The following is a 19,653-nucleotide window of genomic DNA, read 5'->3' on the forward strand; positions in this document are numbered from 1 at the left end:
CCGCGATGATCGACTTCCTCAACCGGAACATCTTCCAGCCCCACCCCGAACTGCTCGTCTTCCTCACCGTCGCGCTCGGCTTCCTCTTCGGCCGGCTCCGCTACAAGGCGATCGCGCTCGGCGCCGTCACCGGCTGCCTGGTGGCCGGGCTGCTGCTCGGCGCCCAGTTCAAGGTCACCATCGACGGCACGGTGAAGAACCTGTTCTTCACGATGTTCCTCTTCGCCCTCGGCTACAAGGTGGGGCCCCAGTTCTTCCGGGGCCTGAAGAAGGACGGCCTGCCGCAGGTGGTCAACGCCGTCGTGGTCTGTGTGACCGGCCTCCTGGTCTCCTGGGGCTTCGCCGTCATGCTCGGGTACGGACCCGGCCTCTCCGCCGGTCTGCTCGGCGGCGCGCTCACCCAGTCCGCCGTCATCGGCGTCGCCCAGGACGCGATCGGGAACCTGCCGGGGCTCTCCGCCGGCCAGATGAAGACCGAGGAGAACCTCGTCGCGATCGGCTACGCCGTCACGTACCCGCTCGGCACGATCCTCTGCGCGATGCTCCTCGCCAACGTCCTGCCCAAGCTCTACAAGGTGGACCTGGCCGCCGAGTCGGCGCGGATGGCGAAGGAGCTGGACGCGCCCGGCGACGACCCCGACCTGGCGGAGGGGTACTACGAGGTCGTCCTGCGCGCCTACCGGATGGACCACTCCCCGCTCGCCGGCCGGACCATCGACGACTTCGAGAACCAGCAGAAGGAGCTCGGCCACCGCATCTACCTCACCCGGGTGCGGCGCGACGGGCAGATCCTGGACCACACCCAGCAGACCGTGCTGCGGGACGGGGACGTGCTCGCGGTCAGCGCCCTGCGCGGCTCGCTCATCGACTTCGACGCACGGACGCACATCGGGCCCGAGACCGACGACGTCGAACTGCTCGGCTACCAGACCGAGTCCCTGCACGTGGTCGCCTCGGAGAAGGCGCAGCTGGGCCGGACGGTCGCGGAGCTGCGCCGCGAGCCCTTCATGGTCGGGGTCTACATCGACCGGATCTACCGCTCGGGCGCCGAGTTCCCGTACCGCCTCTCGACGAAGCTGGAGCGCGGCGACACGGTGGTGCTGACCGGTCCGAAGCGGCTGGTGGACCCGGCGGGCCGGGCGATCGGCAGACCCGTGCCGACGTCGTTCGCGACCGACATGCTGTGGGTGGGGCTCGGGATCTTCCTCGGCGGCTGCATCGGCATCCCGGCCCTGACGGTCTCCGGCGTCCCGATCTCGCTGTCCACCTCCGGCGGGGCGCTCATCATGGGCCTGGTCTTCGGCTGGATCCGCGGCAAGTACCCGACGTACGGGAACGTGCCACCGGGCGCCCAGTGGTTCATGGACACCCTCGGGCTCTGTCTTTTCGTCGCGGTCGTCGGCATCAACGCCGGGCCGAGCTTCACCAGCGGCCTGTCGTCGGCCGGCTGGGGGCTGCTCGTCTGGGGCGCGGTGGCGACGGTGGTCCCGCTGATCGTCGGCTTCCTCGTCGGTCACTACGTACAGAAGATCCGCTTCCCGATCCTCATGGGCGTCCTGGCCGGCGGTCAGACGACGACCGCGGCGATCGGCGCGATCAACGAGCAGTCCAAGTCCCAGATCCCGACCCTCGGCTACACGATCCCCTACGCGGTGGGCAACGTCCTGCTGACCATCTGGGGCGCCGTGATCGTCATCCTCAACCACTAAGGACGCCGTCGTGCCCAAGACCACGTTCAGCCGCCAGGAGATCCAGTCCTTCGCGCGGCTCTCGCCGTTCGAGCTGAAGGACAAGTTCATCCAGATCGCGCAGGCCGCCCAGGCCGACCGGCCGGGCCAGAAGGAGAAGTCGCAGACGCAGATGCTCAACGCGGGCCGCGGCAACCCGAACTGGGTCGCCACCGGCCCCCGCGAGGCCTTCCACGCGCTGGGCTACTTCGCGCTCTCCGAGTCCCGCCGGGTGTGGACCGCCGACAACCTGGGCGGCATGCCCGAGCTGCGCGGCTCCGGGGACCGCTTCGACGCCTTCGCGCGGCAGCACCCCGGTCTGCCCGGGATCGAGCTGCTCCAGAAGTGCGTGACGTACGCGGTCGAGCGCTTCGGCTTCGACCGGGACGCGTTCGTGCACGAGCTGACCGACAGCTCGATCGGTGACAACTACCCCGTGCCGGACCGGATCCTGGCGCACACCGAGCAGATCGTCCGCGGCTACCTGCACGACGAGATGTTCGACGGGCGTCCGCCGGCGGGGAACCTGTCGCTGTTCGCGACCGAGGGCGGCACTGCGGCGATGTGCTACGTCTTCGACTCCCTGATGAAGAACGGGATCCTGCGCAAGGGCGACCGGATCGCGCTGATGGTGCCCGTCTTCACCCCGTACATCGAGATCCCGGAGCTCGACACCTACGAGTTCGACGTGGTCACCGTGAACGCGAGCCTCTTCGCGGAGACCGGGGTGCGGGAGTGGCGCTACCCGGAGGAGGAGGTCGCGAAGCTGGCCGACCCGTCGGTCCGGCTCGTCTGCGTCGTCAACCCGTCCAACCCGCCCTCGCTGGCGATGAGCCGGCGGGTCGCCGACCAGATCAAGGACATCGTCGCCGGGCCCAACCCGGATCTGATGATCGTCACGGACGACGTCTATGGCACCTTCGTGGAGGGCTTCCGCTCGCTCGCGGCCGACATCCCGCGCAACACGCTGCTGGTGTACTCGTACTCCAAGCACTACGGCTGCACCGGCCACCGGCTCGGGGTCATCGCCCTGGCCGACGACAACGTCGTGGACGAGATGATCGCGCGCCTGCCGCAGCCGGAGAAGGACCGGCTCGACCGGCGCTACGGCACCCTCAGCCTGGAGCCGGAGAAGATCCGCTTCATCGACCGGCTGGTGGCCGACTCGCGCCAGGTGGCCCTCAACCACACCGCCGGGCTCTCCCTCCCCCAGCAGGTGATGATGGCGCTGTTCTCCCTCTTCGACCTGCTGGAGGAGGGCCAGGCCTACAAGCACAAGATCCGGGAGATCGTGCGCCGGCGGCTCGACCTGCTGCTCGAAGGCGCCCAGATGCAGATCGCCGAGGACCCGCAGCGGGCCGCGTACTACGTCGAGCTGGACCTCCTCGCGGAGGCGGAGCGGGTGCACGGCAAGGACTTCGCGGACTTCCTGGAGAAGGACTACGAGCCGGTCGACCCGCTCTTCCGGCTCGCCGAGCAGACCGGCGTGGTGCTGCTGAACGGCGGCGGCTTCGACGGCCCCGAGTGGTCCGTCCGCGTCTCGCTGGCGAACCTCGACGACCTGGACTACCTGAAGATCGGCCACCACCTGCGGGCGATCTTCAACGACTACGCGGAGGAGTGGAGGGCGTCCCGCGCGGGCTCCTGACGCACGGGAGCGCGCCCCGGCCGGAGGGGGGGGTGGGGGTGGTCCGGCCGGGGCGCGCGGTGTGGGGGGCGCGGTGGCGTGCGGCGGCGGGCGTGCGGCCTACCGGTAGGCGCCGAAGGCCTTCGTGAAGGCCAGCGGCTGCTGGAGCACCGAGGAGCAGGTGGGGTCGGCGTAGGTCACGGCGCCGGCCGCGCACTGCTTGTCGCGGGTCGCGGACCACATGGAGAGCCAGGCGAGGCCCTTGGACTTCGCGAAGTCGACGAGCTGGGTGGCGTCGTCGACCCGGAAGACCTCGCTGCTGACGTCGTTCACGCCGATCATCGGAGTGACGGCGACGGCCTTCCAGGCGGCCGCGTCGGAGAGCCCGAGGACGCCCTTGATCTGGGCCTGCGTCGCGGTGGCCGCCTGGATCGCGTAGGTGCCCATGTCGGCGCTGTAGGCGGGCCCGTAGTCCATCGCCATGACGTTGACGGCGTCGACGCGGACCCCGTTGCGGCGGGCGTCGGCGAGCAGGTCGACGCCGGGCTGGGTGAGGCCCTCGGGCATGACCGGCAGCGTGAAGGAGACGTTCAGGCCCGGGTGGGACTTCTGGAGCTGGGCGATCGCCTGGGAGCGGCGGGTGTTGGCGGCGGTGTCGGGCAGGGCGGCGCCCTCGATGTCGAAGTCGACCTTGGTGAGCTTGTACTGGTCGACGGCCTTGCCGTACGCGGCGGCGAGCGCCGGGGCGGTCGGGCAGTTCAGGGCCAGCTCGTGGCCGGCGGCGCCGCCGAAGGAGACCCGGACGTCACCGCCCTTGGCGCGCAGGGCGCCGATCTGGGAGGCGACCCGGTCGTTCGCCAGGTCGGTGACGCCGCCCCACAGCGGGGCGCAGGAGCCGCCGGAGGTGAGGAAGGCGAGGGTGAACTCCTTCACGCCGGTGGCGTCGGCGGTCGCGAGCAGGTCGTACGCCGGATAGAGCGAGGTGTCGACGTACGGGGCGAACCGGGCGGCCGTGACGGGACCGCCGGTCGTGCTGGGGGTGGGGGTGGGGGCGGGGGTGGAGGTCGGCGCCGTGGTGGCGGTGGCCGTGGGCTTCGGGCTCGTGGTCGCCGTGACGGTGGGCTTCGGGCTCGTGGTCGCCGTGGCCGTCGGCTTCGGGGAGGCCGTGGCGGTGGGCGGATCGGTGGGGCGGCCGCTGGGGGTGGGGGCGGTGCCTCCGGCGGAGCAGGCCGCGCCGTCGATCCGGCAGCCGGCGGGGTCGCCCGCCGGGCCGGTGGCGGAGGTGACGAAGCCGACGGTGACGGACTGGCCGGGCGCCAGCCGCCGGTTCCAGTTCGCGGGCTTCACGGTGACGTGTCCGCCGGAGACGGTGTGCTCGCCGTTCCAGAGGGAGCCGAGGGTGGTGCCGGCCGGGAGGTCGAACTCCAGGGTCCAGTCGGACCGGGCGGCGGAGGTCTCGTTGGTGACGACGTACTGGCCGGTGTATCCGCCGGTCCAGGAGCTGGTGCGGGTGTAGGCGGCGCCGACGCCGGAGGCCTGGGCGGTGCCGGTGAGCGCGAGGACCGTGCCTCCGGCGACGGCCGCCGCGACGACGGCTCCGACGACCTTGGTCCGGGTGCTCGTCCTGCGCCGGTGCGAACTGCTGCCCATCGCGTGCCTGCCTCTGCGTGCCGGGGTGTGGGGGTGGGGTGCGGCAGCACGCTAGCGACCGGGAAGCGGACAAACCGGGCTTCGGGGACCGGGCCCGGGATCCTTAGGGTCCGCTTAAGGAACCCATCGGAGCCAGGAAAGGTTGGGGGGGTCCGGTCCCTCAGGCCTTGCGGCGGCGGTACGAGGGGGGCCGGGCCCCTCAGACCTCGCGGCGGCGGTACGAGGGGGGTCCGGGTCCCTCAGGCCTCGCGGCGGTGGCGGCCCGGGGGAGGTCCGGGTCCTTCAGCCTCGCGGCGCCGACCCGAGGAAGGCCCGGTCCCTCAGGCCTTGCGGCGGCGGCCCCGGCGGCCCGCGCCCCGGCCCGTACCGGCCGTGCGTCCGTCGAGGCTGATCCAGATCCTCACCTCGGTGCCGCCGAGGACGGAGTGGCCGATGCGGACGTCGCCGCCCGTCGACTCGGCCATGCGGCGCACGATGTCGAGGCCCAGGCCGGTGGAGCCGTCGCGTCCGCTGCCCGCGCCCCGCGCGAGCGCGGCGGCGGGGTCGGCGATGCCGGGGCCCGCGTCGGAGACCAGGACGATGACGGCGTCCTCGCCGTTGTGGACGTCGAGGGAGAAGGCCGTGGCCTCGGGGGTGTGCCGGAAGACGTTGCCGAGCAGGGCGTCGAGGGCGGCGACGAGTTCGGGACGGGCGACGGGGATGCGGACCGGGCGGTCGACGCCCGCGACCCGCACCAGGCGGCCCTCGTCCTCGGCGAGCGCCGACCAGAACTCCATCCGCTCGCGGACCACTTCGGCGGCGTCGCAGCCCGCGCCGGGGCCGGTCGCCTGGGTCTGCGGCTTGGCGTCGCGGGCCGTGCGGATGATGATGTCGACCTCGCGCTCCAGCTGCTCGACGGCGGCGCGCGTCTGCTCGGCGGCCGGCCCCGAGCCGAGGGAGGCCGCGTTGAGCCGGAGCACCGTCAGCGGGGTGCGGAGCCGGTGGGAGAGGTCGGCGGCCAGCTCGCGTTCGTTGGCGAGGAGTTGGACGACCTGGTCGGCCATCGAGTTGAAGGCGACGGCGGCCGACTTGAGTTCGGGCGGCCCCTCCTCGGGGACGCGGGCGCCCAGCCGACCCTCGCCGAGGTCGTGGGCGGCGCCCGCGAGCCGCTGGGCGGGCTGGACCATGCGGACGCCGAGGCGGTCGGCGACGGCGACGGAGCCGACGATCAGGGCGATGCCGACGCCGGCGAGGACGAGCCAGGCGGTGGCGACGCCGTTGCTGACCTCGCCCTCGGGGACGAAGAGTTCGACGACGGCGACCTGGGCGTTGCTGAGCGCGGTGGGCTGGAGCAGGGCGAAGCCGCCGGGCACCTCGGCGATGGAGGCGCGGCCGAGGGTGCGGGTGGCGGCGAGCTCCGCCGGGTCGGCCCGGCGGGTGCCGATCTCCAGGGCGGTCCCGTCGGGTCCGTCGGCGGGCACGTGGATGGCGAGCCGGCCGGCGGCGCCGTCCTCCGTGGTGGCGACGGCCTTGTCGAGCTTGTCGCGGTCGGTGGTGATCGCGAGGACGGGGGCGAGCCCGGCGGCCCGCCGTTCGGCGTTGGAGAAGGCCCGGTCGCGGGCCATCTCCTTGACGACGAGCCCGAGGGGGACGGCGAAGGCGAAGACGACCATGACGGTGACGGCCAGCGACACCTTGACGAGCGCCCATCTCACGGCTGCGGCTCCCGGGGCGGCTCCAGCTTCACGCCCACCCCGCGCAGGGTGTGCAGATAGCGGGGCCGGGCGGCCGTCTCCCCCAGCTTCCGCCGGAGCCATGACAGATGTACGTCGATGGTCTGGTCGTCCCCGTACGACTGCTGCCAGACCTCGGCGAGCAGCTCCTTGCGCGGGACGACGACACCGGGCCGTCCGGCGAGGAAGGCGAGCAGGTCGAACTCGCGCCGGGTCAGGTCCAACGGCGCCCCGTCGAGCTCCGCCTGACGGCGCAGCGGGTCGACGGTGAGCCCGCCGACCTGGATGACCTGGGACGGCGGGGTCTCGCCCGCGCCGCCGCGGGAGCGGCGCAGGACGGCGGCCATGCGGGCCGTCAGATGGTCGACGGAGAAGGGCTTCACGAGGTAGTCGTCGGCCCCCGCGTGGAGGAGCCGGACGATCTCCGCCTCGTCGTCCCGGGCGGTCGCGATGATCACCGGGACGTCGGTGATCCCGCGCAGCATCTTGAGCGCCTCGGACCCGTCGAGATCGGGCAGACCGAGGTCCAGGATCACGACGTCGAAGCGGAAATGGGCGACCTCGCGCAGCGCCTCCAGGGCCGTGCCGACGCTCCGTACGGTGTGGGAGGCCTCGGTCAGCTGCCGAATGAGGGCGGAGCGCACGAACTGGTCGTCCTCGACCACGAGCACACTTGCCATGGGCGGCACCGTACGCCATCCGGGTGAAGCTCCGGACCGGGTGCACCCTCCGGTACGGAGATTCGCCCGGTGGTGCACTATGTCCCGGTGCGAAGAGGACTCGTTCACGCCCTGGCCTGGTCGCTCGCCACCGGTGCCGCGGTCACCCTGTCCTGGTGGGGAGTGCACACGGTGCTGTCCGGCACGGTGTACGACCCGCCGCGCGCCCTGCCCCTGCCGGCCGGCCCCGCCGAGCTCCCGGCCCTGGCCGGCGGCGACCCGCGGACTTCCTCGACCCACAGCCCCTCGACGGCCCCGCCGACCGAGCCCACGCCCCCGAAGTCCACGCCGAGCGAGGCCCGCACGACCCCGGCGACCCCGTCCGCGCGCCCCTCGCGCGCCCCCGACCCCACGACGGAGCCGCCCCCGGCGCCGTCCTCGGAGACGGGCTTCGGCTCGGGCGTGAAGAGCTACCCGGTGGACGGCGGCCGGGTCACCTTCGACCTGGGCGAGACCTCGGCCGAACTGGTCTCGGCGACGCCCGCGTCCGGCTGGCAGATGCAGGTGTGGAAGCAGCCGACGTGGATCCGGGTCACCTTCACGAAGGACGGGCGCGAACTGTCGGTCTTCTGCCTCTGGCACGACACCGCGCCCCGCGTGGAGATCGAGGACCGGCAGGCCTGACGGCCGGTCAGCGGAAGACGGACGCCGGCGGTACGGGGGAGGGCTTGGCGCTCGCGTCGGTGACGGGTGCCGCTCCCCCGGCGAAGTCGGCGAGCGCCCTGCCGTGTTCCACGCGCCCGGGGTGCGGGTCGGTGGCGACCCGGCGGGTCAGTTCGGCCACCGGCAGTTCGCGGTCCGAGGCGAGCAGCACCGCGTTCCCGAAGCGGCGGCCGCGCAGGACCGTCGGGTCGGCGGTGAGCGCCAGTTCGGGGAAGACGGCGGCGGCGGTGGCGATCTGGCCGCGCAGGTGGGTGAGCGGCGGGCCGTCGGCGAGGTTCGCCGCGTAGAGGCCGCCGGGGCGCAGCACCCGCCGCACGTCGGCGAGGAACTCGGTGCTGGTGAGGTGGGCCGGGGTGCGGGCCCCGCTGAACACGTCGGCGATGACGAGGTCGGCCCAGCCGTCCTGGACCTTGGCGAGCCCGGCGCGGGCGTCGGTGGAGCGGACCCGGATGCGGGCCCCCGCGTCGAGGGGCAGCTCCCTGCGGACGAGCTGGACCAGGAGTCCGTCGAGCTCGACGATCTGCTGGGTGGAGCGGGGCCGGGTGGCGGCGACGTACCGGGCGAGGGTGAAGGCGCCGCCGCCGAGGTGCACGACCTGGAGCGGCCGGTTCGGCGGGGCGGCGAGGTCGGCGATGTGCCCCAGGCGCCGCTGGTACTCGAAGGTCAGGCTGGCCGGGTCGTCGAGGTCGACGTGCGACTGCGGGGCTCCGTCGATGAGCAGCGTCCAGCCGCGTGGGCGCTCCCGGTCGGGTATGAGTTCGGCGAGGCCGCCGTCGACGGTCTCGACGACGGGGGCGGCGGCCGCCCTGTCCCGCTGCTTGTTCCTGGCCACAGGCCCATTATCGGCACAAGCCGGAACGCGAGCTCAGCGGCGGCCGTGCGAGGACTCAGCGGGGGCCGCACTCCCGGCCCGGCGACTGCTCCGCGCGACCTCGGCGGGCGCCGCACCGGGGCCCGGTGCCTGCCGTGCGGGGCTCAGTGGCAGCCGTCGGCGGCCTCGATGAGCCGGGCCGCCTCGCCGAGCGCCTCGCGCAGCACGGCGGGATCGGTGACGGGGTCGGTGTCGCCCGGGGGCAGCAGCCACCCGGCCGGGCGGGGCGCGTCCCCGGCCGGTTCGGGGAGCTCGGGCAGCTCGGGGAGCCGCAGGCCGCGCCCCGAGGTCCGGGTACAGGCGCTGCCCGGCATGTCCCAGGCGGCGGCGGTGCCCGGCGGCACCAGGAAGCCGAGGGTGTCGCAGCTGCCGTCGTGGACGACGGGGCCGACGGCGGGGGCGGCGGCGCGGCGCAGGATGTCGACGGCCTCCAGGCCCTGGCGGGCCGGGACGGTCACCAGGTCCCAGGCTCCGGCCGCGTCCGGGACGGTCACGGGGCACGTGGCCTCCGGCGCGGGCACGTGGCGCGTGGCCGACTGCGAACCGATCTCCGACATGGGGACCCCTCCTCGCTCCAGAGGAGACACGTTCCGTCTCTCCCTTACGGTTCAACGCCCGTGCGCGTCAACGGCTACGGCGGGATGCCGCCGCAAAGGATGGCAGTTCATGGCAGATCGCAGGCGAGATATCCGATTTGTAGCCAAACTCTGCGTGTCCGTCCGGTCACAGCAGGTACGTTCTTGCCGCCGGACACCCGGCAGCACCAGGAGAGGGCTCGGCCATGGCGATGTCACGGGCAGTTCCCAATCTCGCCTTCCGCCGGCTCCGCGGACAGCAGTCGCCGGCGGAGTTCGCCGCGGCGGTCCGCCGGGCGGCGCGGGAGATCGGCGAACAGGTCGCGTGCGACGCCCGCTACATCGGGCGCGTGGAGGCGGGCGAGATCCGCTGCCCCAACTACGCGTACGAGCGGGTCTTCCTGCACATGTTCCCCGGTCTGGGCCTCGCTGACCTGGGATTCTCCGCGCGGGAGACGGTCCGCGGCCGGCGGCAGGCCGTCCCGGCCGGGGCAGCGCCCCCCGCCGCCATCACCACCCGGAACGATGAGGAGAGCGACGTGCTGCGTCGCGCATTCATGACGAGCGGCTCCGCCACCCTGGCGGCCGCCTCGCTGGGACTCGGCGGCCCCGCCGTCGCGATCCCCTCCCCCCGCGGCACCCGCAGGATCGGCGAGGCCGAGGTGCGGGCCGTCGAGGACGCCGTGCGGCGGATCCGGCTGCTGGACGACCGGCACGGCGCCGACGGGCTCTACAAGGTGGCCGCCCAGCCGCTCCGTACCGCGTACGCGCTCCTCGACACCGGCACCATGTCCCGCCGTTCCACCGAGGACCGGCTGCACGCGGGCGCGGGCGAGCTCTCCCTCTCCGTCGGCTGGCTGGCCCACGACTCGGGCCGGCACGAGGACGCGCGCTCGCACTACGCCGAGGCCCTGGCCACCGCGCGCGTGGCGGGTAACGCGGCCCTGGAGGCGCACGCCTTCTGCAACACCTCGTTCCTGGCGCGTGACACCGGCCGGTTCCGGGAGGCGGTGCGCGCGGCGCAGGCCGGTCTGCGGGCCGCCCAGCCGCTGGACTCGGCCCGGCTGCTGTCGCTGCTCTCGCTGCGGGAGGCGGGCGCGTGGGCCGGGCTCGGCGACCGGTCCGCCTGCGAGCAGGCGCTCGGCCGCGCGCACGGCTGGTTCGACCGGGGCCCGGCCGAGGACGATCCCGAGTGGATGTCCTTCTTCGGGGAGCCGGAGCGGGAGGCCCTGGAGGCCGGGTGCTGGGCGGCGCTGGGCGACTGGGGCCGGGCGGCCCGGCACGCCCACCGGGCTGCGGTCCTTCAGAACCAGCACTTCGCCCGGAACCTGGCCCTCTACCGCGCGCACCTCGCCCAGGCCCTGGCGCACGCGGGCCGCCCGGACGAGGCGGCGGCGGAGGCGCGGCGCGTCGCGGAGTCCCTCGACGGCATCGCCTCGGCCCGGATCCGCGGCCTGCTGTCGGAGACGGGCCGGGCCCTGGCCGGAAGGTACTGAGCCGGGCCGGTCTGGGCAGGTACTGAGCCCGGCCGGCCCTGGGCAGCAGATACTGCCGGGCCCGCCCCGCGCGGGTACGGCCCCGGGCTAGCCCTCCAGGTGGCCGGTGTCGTTCCAGCGTTCGAGCGCCGGGGCGCCGTACGCCCAGCCCAGGACCGAGAGGCTCGTCGGGTCCAGGCGGATGCGGGAGGCGAAGGAGATGTCCTCGCCCAGCCAGCGCGCGCCGATCGTGCGCAGGATGTGGCCGTGCGCGAAGACCAGGACGTCGCGGTCGGCGGAGCGCGCCCACTCCACGATCTCGTCGGCGCGGGCCGACACCTGGGCGAGGGACTCGCCCTCGGGGACGGCGTCGCGCCAGATGAACCAGCCGGGGCGGAGGTCCTGGATCTGGGCCGGGGTGAGGCCCTCGTACGCCCCGTAGTCCCACTCCATCAGCGCGTCCCAGGGCTCGGCCCGGTCGCCGAGACCGGCCAGATCGCAGGTCTCGGAGGCCCGGACCAGCGGGCTGGTGCGCACCTCGACGCCGGGCAGCCCCCGCCAGGGTCCGCCGCGCAGCCGCTCGCCGAGCAGCTTCGCGCCGCGCCGCCCCTCGTCGAGCAGGGGTATGTCGGTCCTGCCGGTGTGCCGGCCGAGAAGTGACCACTCGGTCTGGCCGTGCCGGGCGAGCAGGATGCGCGGTGCCATGGGAAGGACGCTCCAGGGGTTCACGGTGCTGACGTGCCTCTCCCATCATCGCCCACGTGAATCCGCGGTGGCCTCCGGGCAACCCCCGGGGGCCGTGCGGCGTCCCCTCCCCCGGGCCGATCACCGACTGGGGGACTGTCATGCGCAAGCCACGCTGGTGGGCGGAGCTCTCCCTGATCGCGGTCGTGTACGCGGCCTACTCCGGCGGACGGCTCCTGGTGCGGGGGGACGAGGCCTCGGCCGTGGCGCACGGGCTCGCGATCCTGCGGTTCGAGGAGCGCCTCGGGATCGACGCCGAGCACCCGCTGAACCGGCTCTTCACGGACGTCGCCGCGCTCGGGGTCCCCGCGGACTTCGCGTACGCCTCGCTGCACTACCTGGTGACCCCGGCGGTCCTCGTGTGGCTCTTCCGCCGCCGCCCCGCGCACTACCGGGCGGCCAGGACCTGGCTGATGCTCGCCACGCTGCTCGGGCTGGTCGGCTTCACGCTCCTGCCGACCTGTCCGCCCCGGCTGCTGGACGCGGCGCACGGCTTCACGGACACGATGGCCCACTTCGCCTCGTACGGCTGGTGGGGCGGGGAGGCGAGCGCGCCGCGCGGGCTCGGCGGGCTGACGAACCAGTACGCGGCGATGCCCAGCCTGCACGTCGGCTGGGCCCTGTGGTGCGGGGTGATGCTGTGGCGGTACGGGCGGACGGCGCCGACGAAGGCGCTCGGGGCCGCGTATCCGCTGGTCACCACGCTCGTCGTGATGGGCACCGCCAACCACTACCTGCTGGACGCGGTCGCCGGGGCGGCCGTGCTGGGCGCCGGTCTGCTGCTGACGCCGTACGCGCTGCGGCTCGCCGACCGGGTCCGCGGAAGGACGGAAGCGCCCCCGGTTGTCAGTGGCGGATGCGAGACTTCCACGGGTGAGCGCATCCCTGGACAGCGGTCTGTCCGCAGCACCGCAGACGACACCTCGAAAGCTGCTCGCTGAGCTGCGTGGACCGGGCGTCGTGCCGCGCCCGCTGGACGCCCGTGCCCTCGCGGCGCTCGCGGCGAACCCGGGGTGCAGACGGCGGGCCGTCCTCGACGGCGCCGGGGTCGACAAGTCGGCACTGGCCGCGAAGCTCGGCTCGCCGGCCCCGTTCGGCCAGTCGCAGTTCGCGATCGTCCGGGGCAACTCCTTCGAGGCGAAGGTCAAGGCGGACGGCGGCCGTGAGCTGCTGCGGCTGATCGGGATCGAGGAGCCGGGCGAGGTGTCCCTGCCCGAGTTGGCGGCGGCCGGTCCCGAGGGGCGCGTGGCGCGCACCGCGCTCGCGCTGCGGGAGGCGACCTCGGCCGGGACCTGGTCGCTGCTCGACCATCCGCTGCTCGCCCTGGAGGTCGCCGGTTCCCCGGTGTACCTGGAGCCGGACGCGGTGGTGGTGCGCCCGGACGGCGGGTGGACGGTGGTGGAGATCAAGTCGTTCCCGATGATCGACGGCTCGGCCGACGCCTCGAAGGTGGGCGCCGCGGCGCGTCAGGCCGCGGTGTACGTGCTGGCCCTGGAGCGGGTGGCGGCGCGCACCGAGGGCGCGCGGGTCGCCCCGTTGGTGCTCCTGGTCTGCCCGAAGGACTTCTCGAACGTGCCGACGGCCTCCGTCGTCGACGTGCGCAAGCAGCGCTCGGTGACCCGGCGGCAGCTGGCCCGGCTGACCCGCGTCGACGAGATCGCGCGGGCGCTTCCCGAGGGCACCAGCTTCGACGTGGTGGAGCGGTCGGTGGAGGAGCTGACGGCGGCCGTGGAGCGCGTGCCCCATCAGTACGCGCCGGAGTGCCTGGCCGCCTGCGAGCTGGCCTTCCACTGCCGGTCCCGCTCCCGGGACGCGGGCGCGGTGGAGACCCTGGGCCGTTCGGTGCGGGGTGAGCTGGGCGGGCTGACGACGGTCGGCGCGGTCCTGGCGGCCGCGCGCGGCGAGCAGGGCGACCCGGACGATCCGGCCGTGGCGGCGCTGCGCCGGGCCCGGGCGCTGCGCGACGAGGCCCTCGCGGGGGTGTCGGCGTGTCGCTGATCTCCACGCTGGCCCGAATGGAGGCCGTCGAGTCGGGCCGGGCGCAGCCGCTCGCGACCGTCCGGCACCGGCGGGTGTCCGACCGGCCGCTCGTCCTCGTGCCGCTGACCACCGCCGGTGAGGCGGGCGCCCCGCTGGGCGCGCTCGTCGGCACCGACCCCGAGGAGCCCCGGCTGCTCGTGGTGGCGCAGCCCCGGGACCGTGACCTGCGGTTCGCGTTCCTCGCCGAGCTGGCCGAGGAGGTCCTGCCGTACGTCGACGGGTTCGCGGACGTCGTCGAGGCGGTGGAGCGCAGCGAGGTCGACCCCGAGACCGGCAAGAAGGTGAAGGTCGAGGTCGAGCTGTGCGCCGACGCGCCGCAGCTGATCGTGCCGAGCCGGGCGGGCGTCGAGTACGTCCGGCTGCTCGGCCGGTCGACGCGGTTCCGGCGCACGGCCGAGCAGGACCCGGAGACGCCGTTCCCCGCGCCGCCGCGCGTCCCGCTGCTGGGGCGGTGGCTGACGCACTTCGGCGAGCGGGCCCGGGTGCCCGGCTCCTCGCTGCTGCTCGCGGCGACCGACCTGCTCAACCGGCACTGGGCGACCGGCCAGTCCTCCCTGGAGGACCAGCACCTGGGCGCGCTGCTCGCCTGGATCGACCCGTACGACGACGAGCCGGGCGCGGAGGCGGCGCTGCGGGCCGAGGTGGGCCGCGACGCCCGGGGGCAGCTGCTCTGCCCGCCGGCCGGTCCGGCCACGGACCCCGCCTTCGACAACGGGCTGCTCGCGCCCGCGATCGAGCGGTACGACAAGGCCCGGCAGGCGCTGGGCGCGGCCGAGGACGGCGGGAGCGCCGACACGGGTCTCGGCGAGCTGCACGCGGCCGAGCGGGAGCTGCGCCGTCTGGTCGTCTCGCAGCTGAAGCCGACGTGGGACGCGGTCTGGCGGGCGGTCGGCCTGCTGCGGGAGCTGCCGGAGGGGGCCAGGGTCGAGGACCGCTGGACCCGGGACCGCTGGTCCTTCACCGGCCACCGGGACCGGATCGCGGCGGGTGAGCCGCCGCAGCCGCGCCGGGACGACGCGGTGACGGCGGCGCAGAAGCTGGCCGCCCGCGAGCAGGCGCAGGGGCAGCTGGAGGCGCAGGAGGCCCTGGACGATCCGCTGGTCCTGGCGGGGCGGCGGCTCGCGGGCGAGGCGTTCACGGCGGAGGTGGTCGAGGTGACCATGGCGTGGACGGAGTCGAAGCGGCCCGCGCCGCGCCCACTCGTCACGGTCCGCACGGACGACCGGCCGCACCTGGGCGAGCGGGTGAAGGTGTACCGCTCGCTCGACGGCAAGCCGCAGACGGCCGAGTTCGTGCGGTACGAGGAGGACGGCTCGCTGCTCCTGCGGATCCTGGACCGGATGGGACGCTCGAAGGAGCCCGCCGAGGGTTCGGTGCCGGAGAAGGGCGAGCGGTTCGCCTGGACGCTCTTCGAGCACGACCAGCGGGTGGGGCCGAAGCTGCCGGACCCGGAGGAGACCCCCTGGACGCACGGCGGCCCGCCCCGCTCGGACGCCGTGGAACCGCCCGACGCCGTGACCCCCGAGGACGTGCTGTGAGCCGCGAGACCTTCGACCCCTCGGCGGAGGCCGCCCGGGCGACCGGCGCCATCCTCGCGGACACCCTGCACGGCACCGCGCGGGGCGTGGTCGTCGATTCGCCCCCGGGCGCCGGCAAGTCGACCCTCGTGGTGCGGGCCGCGCTCGAACTGGCGGCCGCCGGGCGACCCCTGATGGTGGTCGCCCAGACGAACGCGCAGGTGGACGATCTGGTGCTGCGGCTCGCCGAGAAGGAGCCGGGCCTTGAGGTCGGCCGGCTGCACTCCAGCGACTCCGATCCGTACGACAAGGCGCTCGACGACCTGGAGAACCTACGGAAGTCGGCGAAGGCGGGTGAGCTGGCCGGGCTGCCGGTCGTGCTGTCCACGGCGGCCAAGTGGGGGCACGTCAAGAACGTGGAGCCGTGGGCGCACGCGATCGTCGACGAGGCGTACCAGATGCGCTCGGACGCGCTGCTCGCCGTGGCGGGCCTCTTCGAGCGGGCGCTGTTCGTGGGCGACCCGGGGCAGCTGGACCCCTTCTCGGTGGTGGGCGCGGAGCAGTGGGCGGGGCTCACGTACGACCCGTCGGCGAGCGCCGTGTCCACGCTGCTCGCGCACAACCCCGAGCTGCCGCAGCACCGGCTGCCGGTCTCCTGGCGGCTGCCGGCCTCGGCGGCGCCGCTGGTGTCGGACGCCTTCTACCCGTACACGCCGTTCCGCAGCGGCACCGGGCACGGCGACCGGAGGCTGTCCTTCGGCGTGCCCTCGGACGGTTCGGGTCCCGACCGGGTCCTGGACGAGGCGGCGGAGTCCGGCTGGGGCCTGCTCGAACTCCCGGCCCGGCACACCCCGCGCACCGATCCCGAGGCGGTCGGCGCGATCGCGCTGGTCGTCCGGCGCCTCCTGGACCGGGGCGGCGCGGCGGTCTCGGAGCGCTCGGAGAACCCGGTGCCGCTCACCCCGGACCGGATCGCGGTCGGCACCGCCCACCGCGACCAGGCGGCGGCGGTGCGGGCGGCGCTCGCGGGGCTGGGCGTGACGGGCGTGACGGTGGACACGGCGAACCGGCTGCAAGGCCGGGAGTACGACGTGACGGTCGTGCTCCATCCGCTGTCGGGGCGCCCGGACGCGACCGCGTTCCACCTGGAGACGGGCCGGCTGTGCGTCCTGGCCTCGCGGCACCGGCACGCGTGCGTGGTGGTGTGCCGGGCGGGCGTGGCGGAGCTCCTCGACGAGCACCCGTCGACGGACCCGGTGCGGCTGGGGGTCGCCGTGTCCTTCCCGGACGGCTGGGAGGCCAACCACGCGGTCCTGTCGCACCTGGAGGAGCACCGGGTGGCGTGGGCGCCGTGAGGGGGCGCCGGATGGCAGGGGCGCCGTGAGCGGGGCCGGGCGGCTGGGCGCCGTGAGGGGGCGCGGCGACCGGGGGCGCACGGGCAGGGGTTCGCGCTCTTGCGGGGCGCGGGACAATGGAACACGGCCCGGGATTCCGGGCCGTGCCTGTGCGAGGAGGAGAAGGACGATGGCGGAACCCGCGGAGCGGAGCGCACAGCGACGGCTTCGGCCGGCACCGCTGATCTTCGAGCCTGCCGAGGCGACCGCCGATCCGGAGCACTTCTTCGACCTGGAGTCGATGGAGGATCCCCGCGAGCTGCTGTCCCGGGCGACGGAGCTGACGCTCGCCTTCCGGGCGGCCACGGACCGGGCGACGGAGTTCCAGGCGATGGCGGCGGCGCAGCTGGCGGATCCGCGCCGGTTCGACCGGCTGACGGCGGCGGACGTCGCCGAGCGGGCGGGGTGGACCGAGGACTACGCGCTGAAGATGATCGAGTTCGGCCGTGACCTGATCCGTACGAACGGCCGTCCGGCGGAGGACTGAGGCCGTCCGGCCGAGCGGCCGTCTCGTACGGCTCGTGGCGTCTCGCCACGACTCGCCTGTCTGGCTGAAAAAGCTCCCCTGGCATATGCCGAGGGGGCACGATACTCCTCCCCCACCCCTCCTGTCCGGGATTCCGGGAACTGTCGGCCATCGGGTCGTCACTCCCGGTACATCTGGATCCATGACGACCTGGCTGCGCGACGAGACCCCGCACGACATCTTCCGGTTCCTCCGGGAGGGCGACGAGGGACGCCACCAGACGGCCCGGGTGACCGCCGACGGGGCCGCCTGGCTCGCCTCGGCCGCCGGGGGCCGCGCGGGCGCCGCGCTCACCCGCTGGGAGTCCCGGCCGGCCACCGCGGCGGCGCTGCCCTGCGGGACGGTCTTCGACGTCGTCAACGTGGACCCGGTCTTCGGGCGCCGGATGCTGGACCGGCTGTGGGAGGAGGGCCCGGGCTCGGGGCCGGTGGCGGTGCACCGGGGCCGGATGATGCTCTTCGCCGCGCCGGGGACGGCCCAGCGGCTGCCGGCGCTGCTGGACTGGGAGGAGTGGGGGGACTCGGTCCCCCGGCCGCTGTGTCACGGCCGCGGGGACGCGGTGACCGTGCCGCCGCTCGTGCCGTCCGGCTCCGCCGGGCCCCGCTGGCTGGTGGCCCCGGACACCCGGCATCCGTGGCTGCCCGGGCCCGAGGTCGTGCTCTGGGCCTGCGTGCGGGCCGTCCGGGCGGCCTCCGCCGCCGACGTGCGCGTATCGATTTTTCCTCCCGCCGTTCCGGGTGCTAATGTCTACGACGTCAGCAGGCGCCGCTAGCTCAGTTGGTTAGAGCAGCTGACTCTTAATCAGCGGGTCCGGGGTTCGAGTCCCTGGCGGCGCACAGACAGGGAAGGCCCCCTCACTCCGGTGAGGGGGCCTTCTTCGTACGTCCGGTCACTGCCGTGCGTCAGTCACTGTCGGCCCGGCGGGGTGATCTTCACGGTCCAGACGCCCGCCGGTGAGCGGTCCGTGACCTCCACCCGGACGCCCGACCCGGGCACGGTCAGCGTCTCGCCCTCCTCGACGGGGGCGTCCGCGAGCGGCGGGTAGACCGAGCGCTCCGCACACGCCTCGGTGTCCGGGTGCGCGTCCACGACCTCGACCGGACCCTCCCCGGACGCCGCGTCGTTGCGGACCCGGTAGACGAGCACGCCCTCGGTGCAGGTGTCGGCGTCGCTCCCGGACGTGCTGCGGGCCTCGATCGCCAGGACGCTGTCGGGTCCGGTGCGGACGACGGCCAGCCGGGTGCCGAGGGTGCCGCCGACCGGGGGCGGGGCGTCCGTCGGCTCCAGGCTGACGAGCCGGGGGCCGGAGCCCTGGACGCAGGTCACCTGGGCCCGGGAGAGCCAGCCGAGCTTCCACTTCTGCCAGCCGAAGAGGTCCGGGGCGAGCCCGAACTGACTTCCCATGACGTCCCAGTCGCCCACATGGGTGTCCCAGTCGCCCTTGCCGTCCATCGGGCGGCGGTAGAGGTCGGGCAGGTCGAAGACGTGGCCGGTCTCGTGGGCGAGGACGTTGCGGTCCGGCGGGTGCCGCTCGAAGACGGTCACGACCCGCTTGATCTCGGTGCCGTCGGCCTCCAGCGGGCGGTCCAGGTTGACGACCTTCGTCGCGTCGGAGTCCACGCCGGGCGCGTCCGGGTCGGCGACCAGGTAGACGATGTCGTACCGGGAGAAGTCGACGTCCTTGTCGGCGGCGGCGATCGCGTCCCGGAGGTAGGCGGCCCGCTTCCCCGCGTCCCAGTCCCGCCTTATGCCGTACGAGCTGGAATCGTGCGGCATCGGGGTCCAGACGTTCCTGGGGTGCGGGCGCAGGCTGAACCGCCCGTAGGAGGCGCGGTCGAAGAACGCGCTGGTCGCGGGGAAGTGGTCGGCCGCGAGTTCGGCCGGCGTGGTCAGCGGCTCCGAGTCCGGGAAGGACAGGAAGACCATCACTGCGTCGAGGGTCTGGTTCGGTCGCGGATAGGAGCCGTTCCAGGTGTCGAGGCCGAGCGAGTGGTGCGCGGCGGTACGGGGCAGGACGCAGGGACTCGCCGAGGTCGCGCCGACGGCGGGACCCGCGACGAGCCCGGTGGCGGCCAGGGCGGCGAGCGAGGTGAAGGCCGCCGCACCGGCACGCAGCCGTGGGCGTTCCACTCCCCCGGGTGGCTGCTGAGCCCTCACGTGGACCTCCGGATCGGGAATGCGGGACACCTCACCCACCTTGTGACGGTTCGCGGTGTTTCGCATGTTTCCGCTGCCCCGGTCGGGTGAGGGCACGCCACGGGGTCGACGCGACACGAGCGCACTTCAGCTCACGGAAAGTCACATTCGGTCAGGGACCCGACGGGCCGTGTCAGACCTGCGCAGAAACGATCGGGCGCCTCGCCCGGACGGGCACCCGGACGGCCCCCGGACCGCTTCCCGGACGCCCGGGAGC

The 19,653-nt window shown here is 74.1% G+C and carries 17 protein-coding genes and 1 tRNA gene; 11 read left to right on the forward strand and 7 right to left on the reverse strand.

Going from position 1 to position 19,653, the window contains the following annotated elements; all coding sequences use genetic code 11:
* Window positions 1-5: 5 nt before the first annotated feature.
* Window positions 6-1,709, forward strand: a complete 1,704-nt coding sequence (aspT, locus tag ACFYXU_RS11665; RefSeq protein ID WP_376508050.1) for an aspartate-alanine antiporter — start codon at window positions 6-8, stop codon at window positions 1,707-1,709.
* A gap of 10 nt (window positions 1,710-1,719) precedes the next feature.
* Complete coding sequence (locus tag ACFYXU_RS11670; RefSeq protein ID WP_376508049.1) at window positions 1,720-3,375, forward strand: bifunctional aspartate transaminase/aspartate 4-decarboxylase; 1,656 nt, start codon at window positions 1,720-1,722, stop codon at window positions 3,373-3,375.
* A gap of 99 nt (window positions 3,376-3,474) precedes the next feature.
* On the opposite strand, the gene ACFYXU_RS11675 is transcribed toward ACFYXU_RS11670, so the two are convergent.
* The 3 genes from ACFYXU_RS11675 to ACFYXU_RS11685 form a co-directional block, all read right to left on the reverse strand.
* Complete coding sequence (locus ACFYXU_RS11675; protein ID WP_389457452.1) at window positions 3,475-5,004, reverse strand: cellulose binding domain-containing protein; 1,530 nt, start codon at window positions 5,002-5,004, stop codon at window positions 3,475-3,477.
* A gap of 320 nt (window positions 5,005-5,324) precedes the next feature.
* Window positions 5,325-6,698 carry a HAMP domain-containing sensor histidine kinase gene (locus ACFYXU_RS11680; RefSeq protein ID WP_361393458.1) on the reverse strand — a complete coding sequence of 458 codons (1,374 nt, stop codon included), beginning with the start codon at window positions 6,696-6,698 and terminating at the stop codon, window positions 5,325-5,327.
* Entirely contained in the window at window positions 6,695-7,396 is a 702-nt protein-coding gene (locus tag ACFYXU_RS11685; RefSeq protein WP_389457454.1) for a response regulator transcription factor, read from the reverse strand. The genes ACFYXU_RS11680 and ACFYXU_RS11685 overlap by 4 nt, the downstream gene beginning before the upstream one ends.
* A gap of 87 nt (window positions 7,397-7,483) precedes the next feature.
* Between ACFYXU_RS11685 and ACFYXU_RS11690 the strand changes: the two genes are divergently transcribed.
* On the forward strand, window positions 7,484-8,059 hold the full coding sequence (locus ACFYXU_RS11690) for a hypothetical protein (protein WP_389457456.1): 576 nt from the start codon (window positions 7,484-7,486) through the stop codon (window positions 8,057-8,059).
* Between the two features lie 7 nt (window positions 8,060-8,066).
* Here ACFYXU_RS11690 and ACFYXU_RS11695 read toward each other — a convergent pair whose 3' ends face one another.
* Together ACFYXU_RS11695 and ACFYXU_RS11700 are read right to left on the reverse strand one after the other, a co-directional pair.
* Window positions 8,067-8,930, reverse strand: coding sequence for a spermidine synthase (locus ACFYXU_RS11695; RefSeq protein WP_389457458.1), 864 nt, complete (start codon window positions 8,928-8,930; stop codon window positions 8,067-8,069).
* Between the two features lie 143 nt (window positions 8,931-9,073).
* Complete coding sequence (locus ACFYXU_RS11700) at window positions 9,074-9,526, reverse strand: hypothetical protein (RefSeq protein WP_376508045.1); 453 nt, start codon at window positions 9,524-9,526, stop codon at window positions 9,074-9,076.
* Window positions 9,527-9,750: 224 nt separating this feature from the next.
* Between ACFYXU_RS11700 and ACFYXU_RS11705 the strand changes: the two genes are divergently transcribed.
* Entirely contained in the window at window positions 9,751-11,040 is a 1,290-nt protein-coding gene (locus ACFYXU_RS11705; RefSeq protein WP_376508044.1) for a tetratricopeptide repeat protein, read from the forward strand.
* Window positions 11,041-11,127: 87 nt separating this feature from the next.
* On the opposite strand, the gene ACFYXU_RS11710 is transcribed toward ACFYXU_RS11705, so the two are convergent.
* The gene (locus ACFYXU_RS11710; RefSeq protein WP_389457460.1) at window positions 11,128-11,724 is read right to left on the reverse strand and encodes a histidine phosphatase family protein; all 597 of its coding nucleotides are present in this window, start codon (window positions 11,722-11,724) and stop codon (window positions 11,128-11,130) included.
* A gap of 140 nt (window positions 11,725-11,864) precedes the next feature.
* On the opposite strand from ACFYXU_RS11710, the gene ACFYXU_RS11715 reads away from it, so the two are divergent.
* The 7 genes from ACFYXU_RS11715 to ACFYXU_RS11745 all read left to right on the forward strand — a co-directional run bounded on the left by ACFYXU_RS11715 (window position 11,865) and on the right by ACFYXU_RS11745 (window position 18,076).
* Complete coding sequence (locus tag ACFYXU_RS11715; protein ID WP_376508043.1) at window positions 11,865-12,704, forward strand: phosphatase PAP2 family protein; 840 nt, start codon at window positions 11,865-11,867, stop codon at window positions 12,702-12,704.
* Entirely contained in the window at window positions 12,637-13,761 is a 1,125-nt protein-coding gene (locus tag ACFYXU_RS11720; protein WP_389457462.1) for a hypothetical protein, read from the forward strand. Before ACFYXU_RS11715 ends, ACFYXU_RS11720 begins: the two co-directional genes overlap by 68 nt.
* Complete coding sequence (locus ACFYXU_RS11725; protein ID WP_389457464.1) at window positions 13,752-15,341, forward strand: hypothetical protein; 1,590 nt, start codon at window positions 13,752-13,754, stop codon at window positions 15,339-15,341. The genes ACFYXU_RS11720 and ACFYXU_RS11725 overlap by 10 nt, the downstream gene beginning before the upstream one ends.
* The gene (locus ACFYXU_RS11730; protein ID WP_389457466.1) at window positions 15,338-16,675 is read left to right on the forward strand and encodes an AAA family ATPase; all 1,338 of its coding nucleotides are present in this window, start codon (window positions 15,338-15,340) and stop codon (window positions 16,673-16,675) included. Before ACFYXU_RS11725 ends, ACFYXU_RS11730 begins: the two co-directional genes overlap by 4 nt.
* Window positions 16,676-16,844: 169 nt before the next feature.
* Complete coding sequence (locus ACFYXU_RS11735) at window positions 16,845-17,201, forward strand: hypothetical protein (RefSeq protein WP_376508039.1); 357 nt, start codon at window positions 16,845-16,847, stop codon at window positions 17,199-17,201.
* Window positions 17,202-17,382: 181 nt separating this feature from the next.
* A complete protein-coding gene (locus tag ACFYXU_RS11740) occupies window positions 17,383-18,012 on the forward strand; it encodes a hypothetical protein (protein ID WP_329850985.1) in 630 nt (209 codons plus the stop codon).
* Window positions 18,003-18,076 (forward strand) — tRNA-Lys (locus tag ACFYXU_RS11745). Before ACFYXU_RS11740 ends, ACFYXU_RS11745 begins: the two co-directional genes overlap by 10 nt.
* Before the next feature lie 70 nt (window positions 18,077-18,146).
* On the opposite strand, the gene ACFYXU_RS11750 is transcribed toward ACFYXU_RS11745, so the two are convergent.
* Entirely contained in the window at window positions 18,147-19,427 is a 1,281-nt protein-coding gene (locus ACFYXU_RS11750; RefSeq protein ID WP_376508038.1) for a M6 family metalloprotease domain-containing protein, read from the reverse strand.
* Window positions 19,428-19,653: the final 226 nt, after the last annotated feature.

The organism is Streptomyces sp. NPDC002232, assembly GCF_042890295.1.
Lineage (GTDB): Bacteria > Actinomycetota > Actinomycetes > Streptomycetales > Streptomycetaceae > Streptomyces.

Excerpts from the sequence above, each read along its gene's own strand:
- ACFYXU_RS11735 (WP_376508039.1), top strand. The coding sequence starts at position 16,845 with ATGGCGGAACCCGCGGAGCGGAGCGCACAGCGACGGCTTCGGCCGGCA.
- ACFYXU_RS11675 (WP_389457452.1), bottom strand. The coding sequence starts at position 5,004 with ATGGGCAGCAGTTCGCACCGGCGCAGGACGAGCACCCGGACCAAGGTC.
- ACFYXU_RS11740 (WP_329850985.1), top strand. The coding sequence starts at position 17,383 with ATGACGACCTGGCTGCGCGACGAGACCCCGCACGACATCTTCCGGTTC.
- ACFYXU_RS11715 (WP_376508043.1), top strand. The coding sequence starts at position 11,865 with ATGCGCAAGCCACGCTGGTGGGCGGAGCTCTCCCTGATCGCGGTCGTG.
- ACFYXU_RS11710 (WP_389457460.1), bottom strand. The coding sequence starts at position 11,724 with ATGGCACCGCGCATCCTGCTCGCCCGGCACGGCCAGACCGAGTGGTCA.
- ACFYXU_RS11700 (WP_376508045.1), bottom strand. The coding sequence starts at position 9,526 with ATGTCGGAGATCGGTTCGCAGTCGGCCACGCGCCACGTGCCCGCGCCG.
- ACFYXU_RS11685 (WP_389457454.1), bottom strand. The coding sequence starts at position 7,396 with ATGGCAAGTGTGCTCGTGGTCGAGGACGACCAGTTCGTGCGCTCCGCC.
- ACFYXU_RS11705 (WP_376508044.1), top strand. The coding sequence starts at position 9,751 with ATGGCGATGTCACGGGCAGTTCCCAATCTCGCCTTCCGCCGGCTCCGC.
- aspT (WP_376508050.1), top strand. The coding sequence starts at position 6 with ATGATCGACTTCCTCAACCGGAACATCTTCCAGCCCCACCCCGAACTG.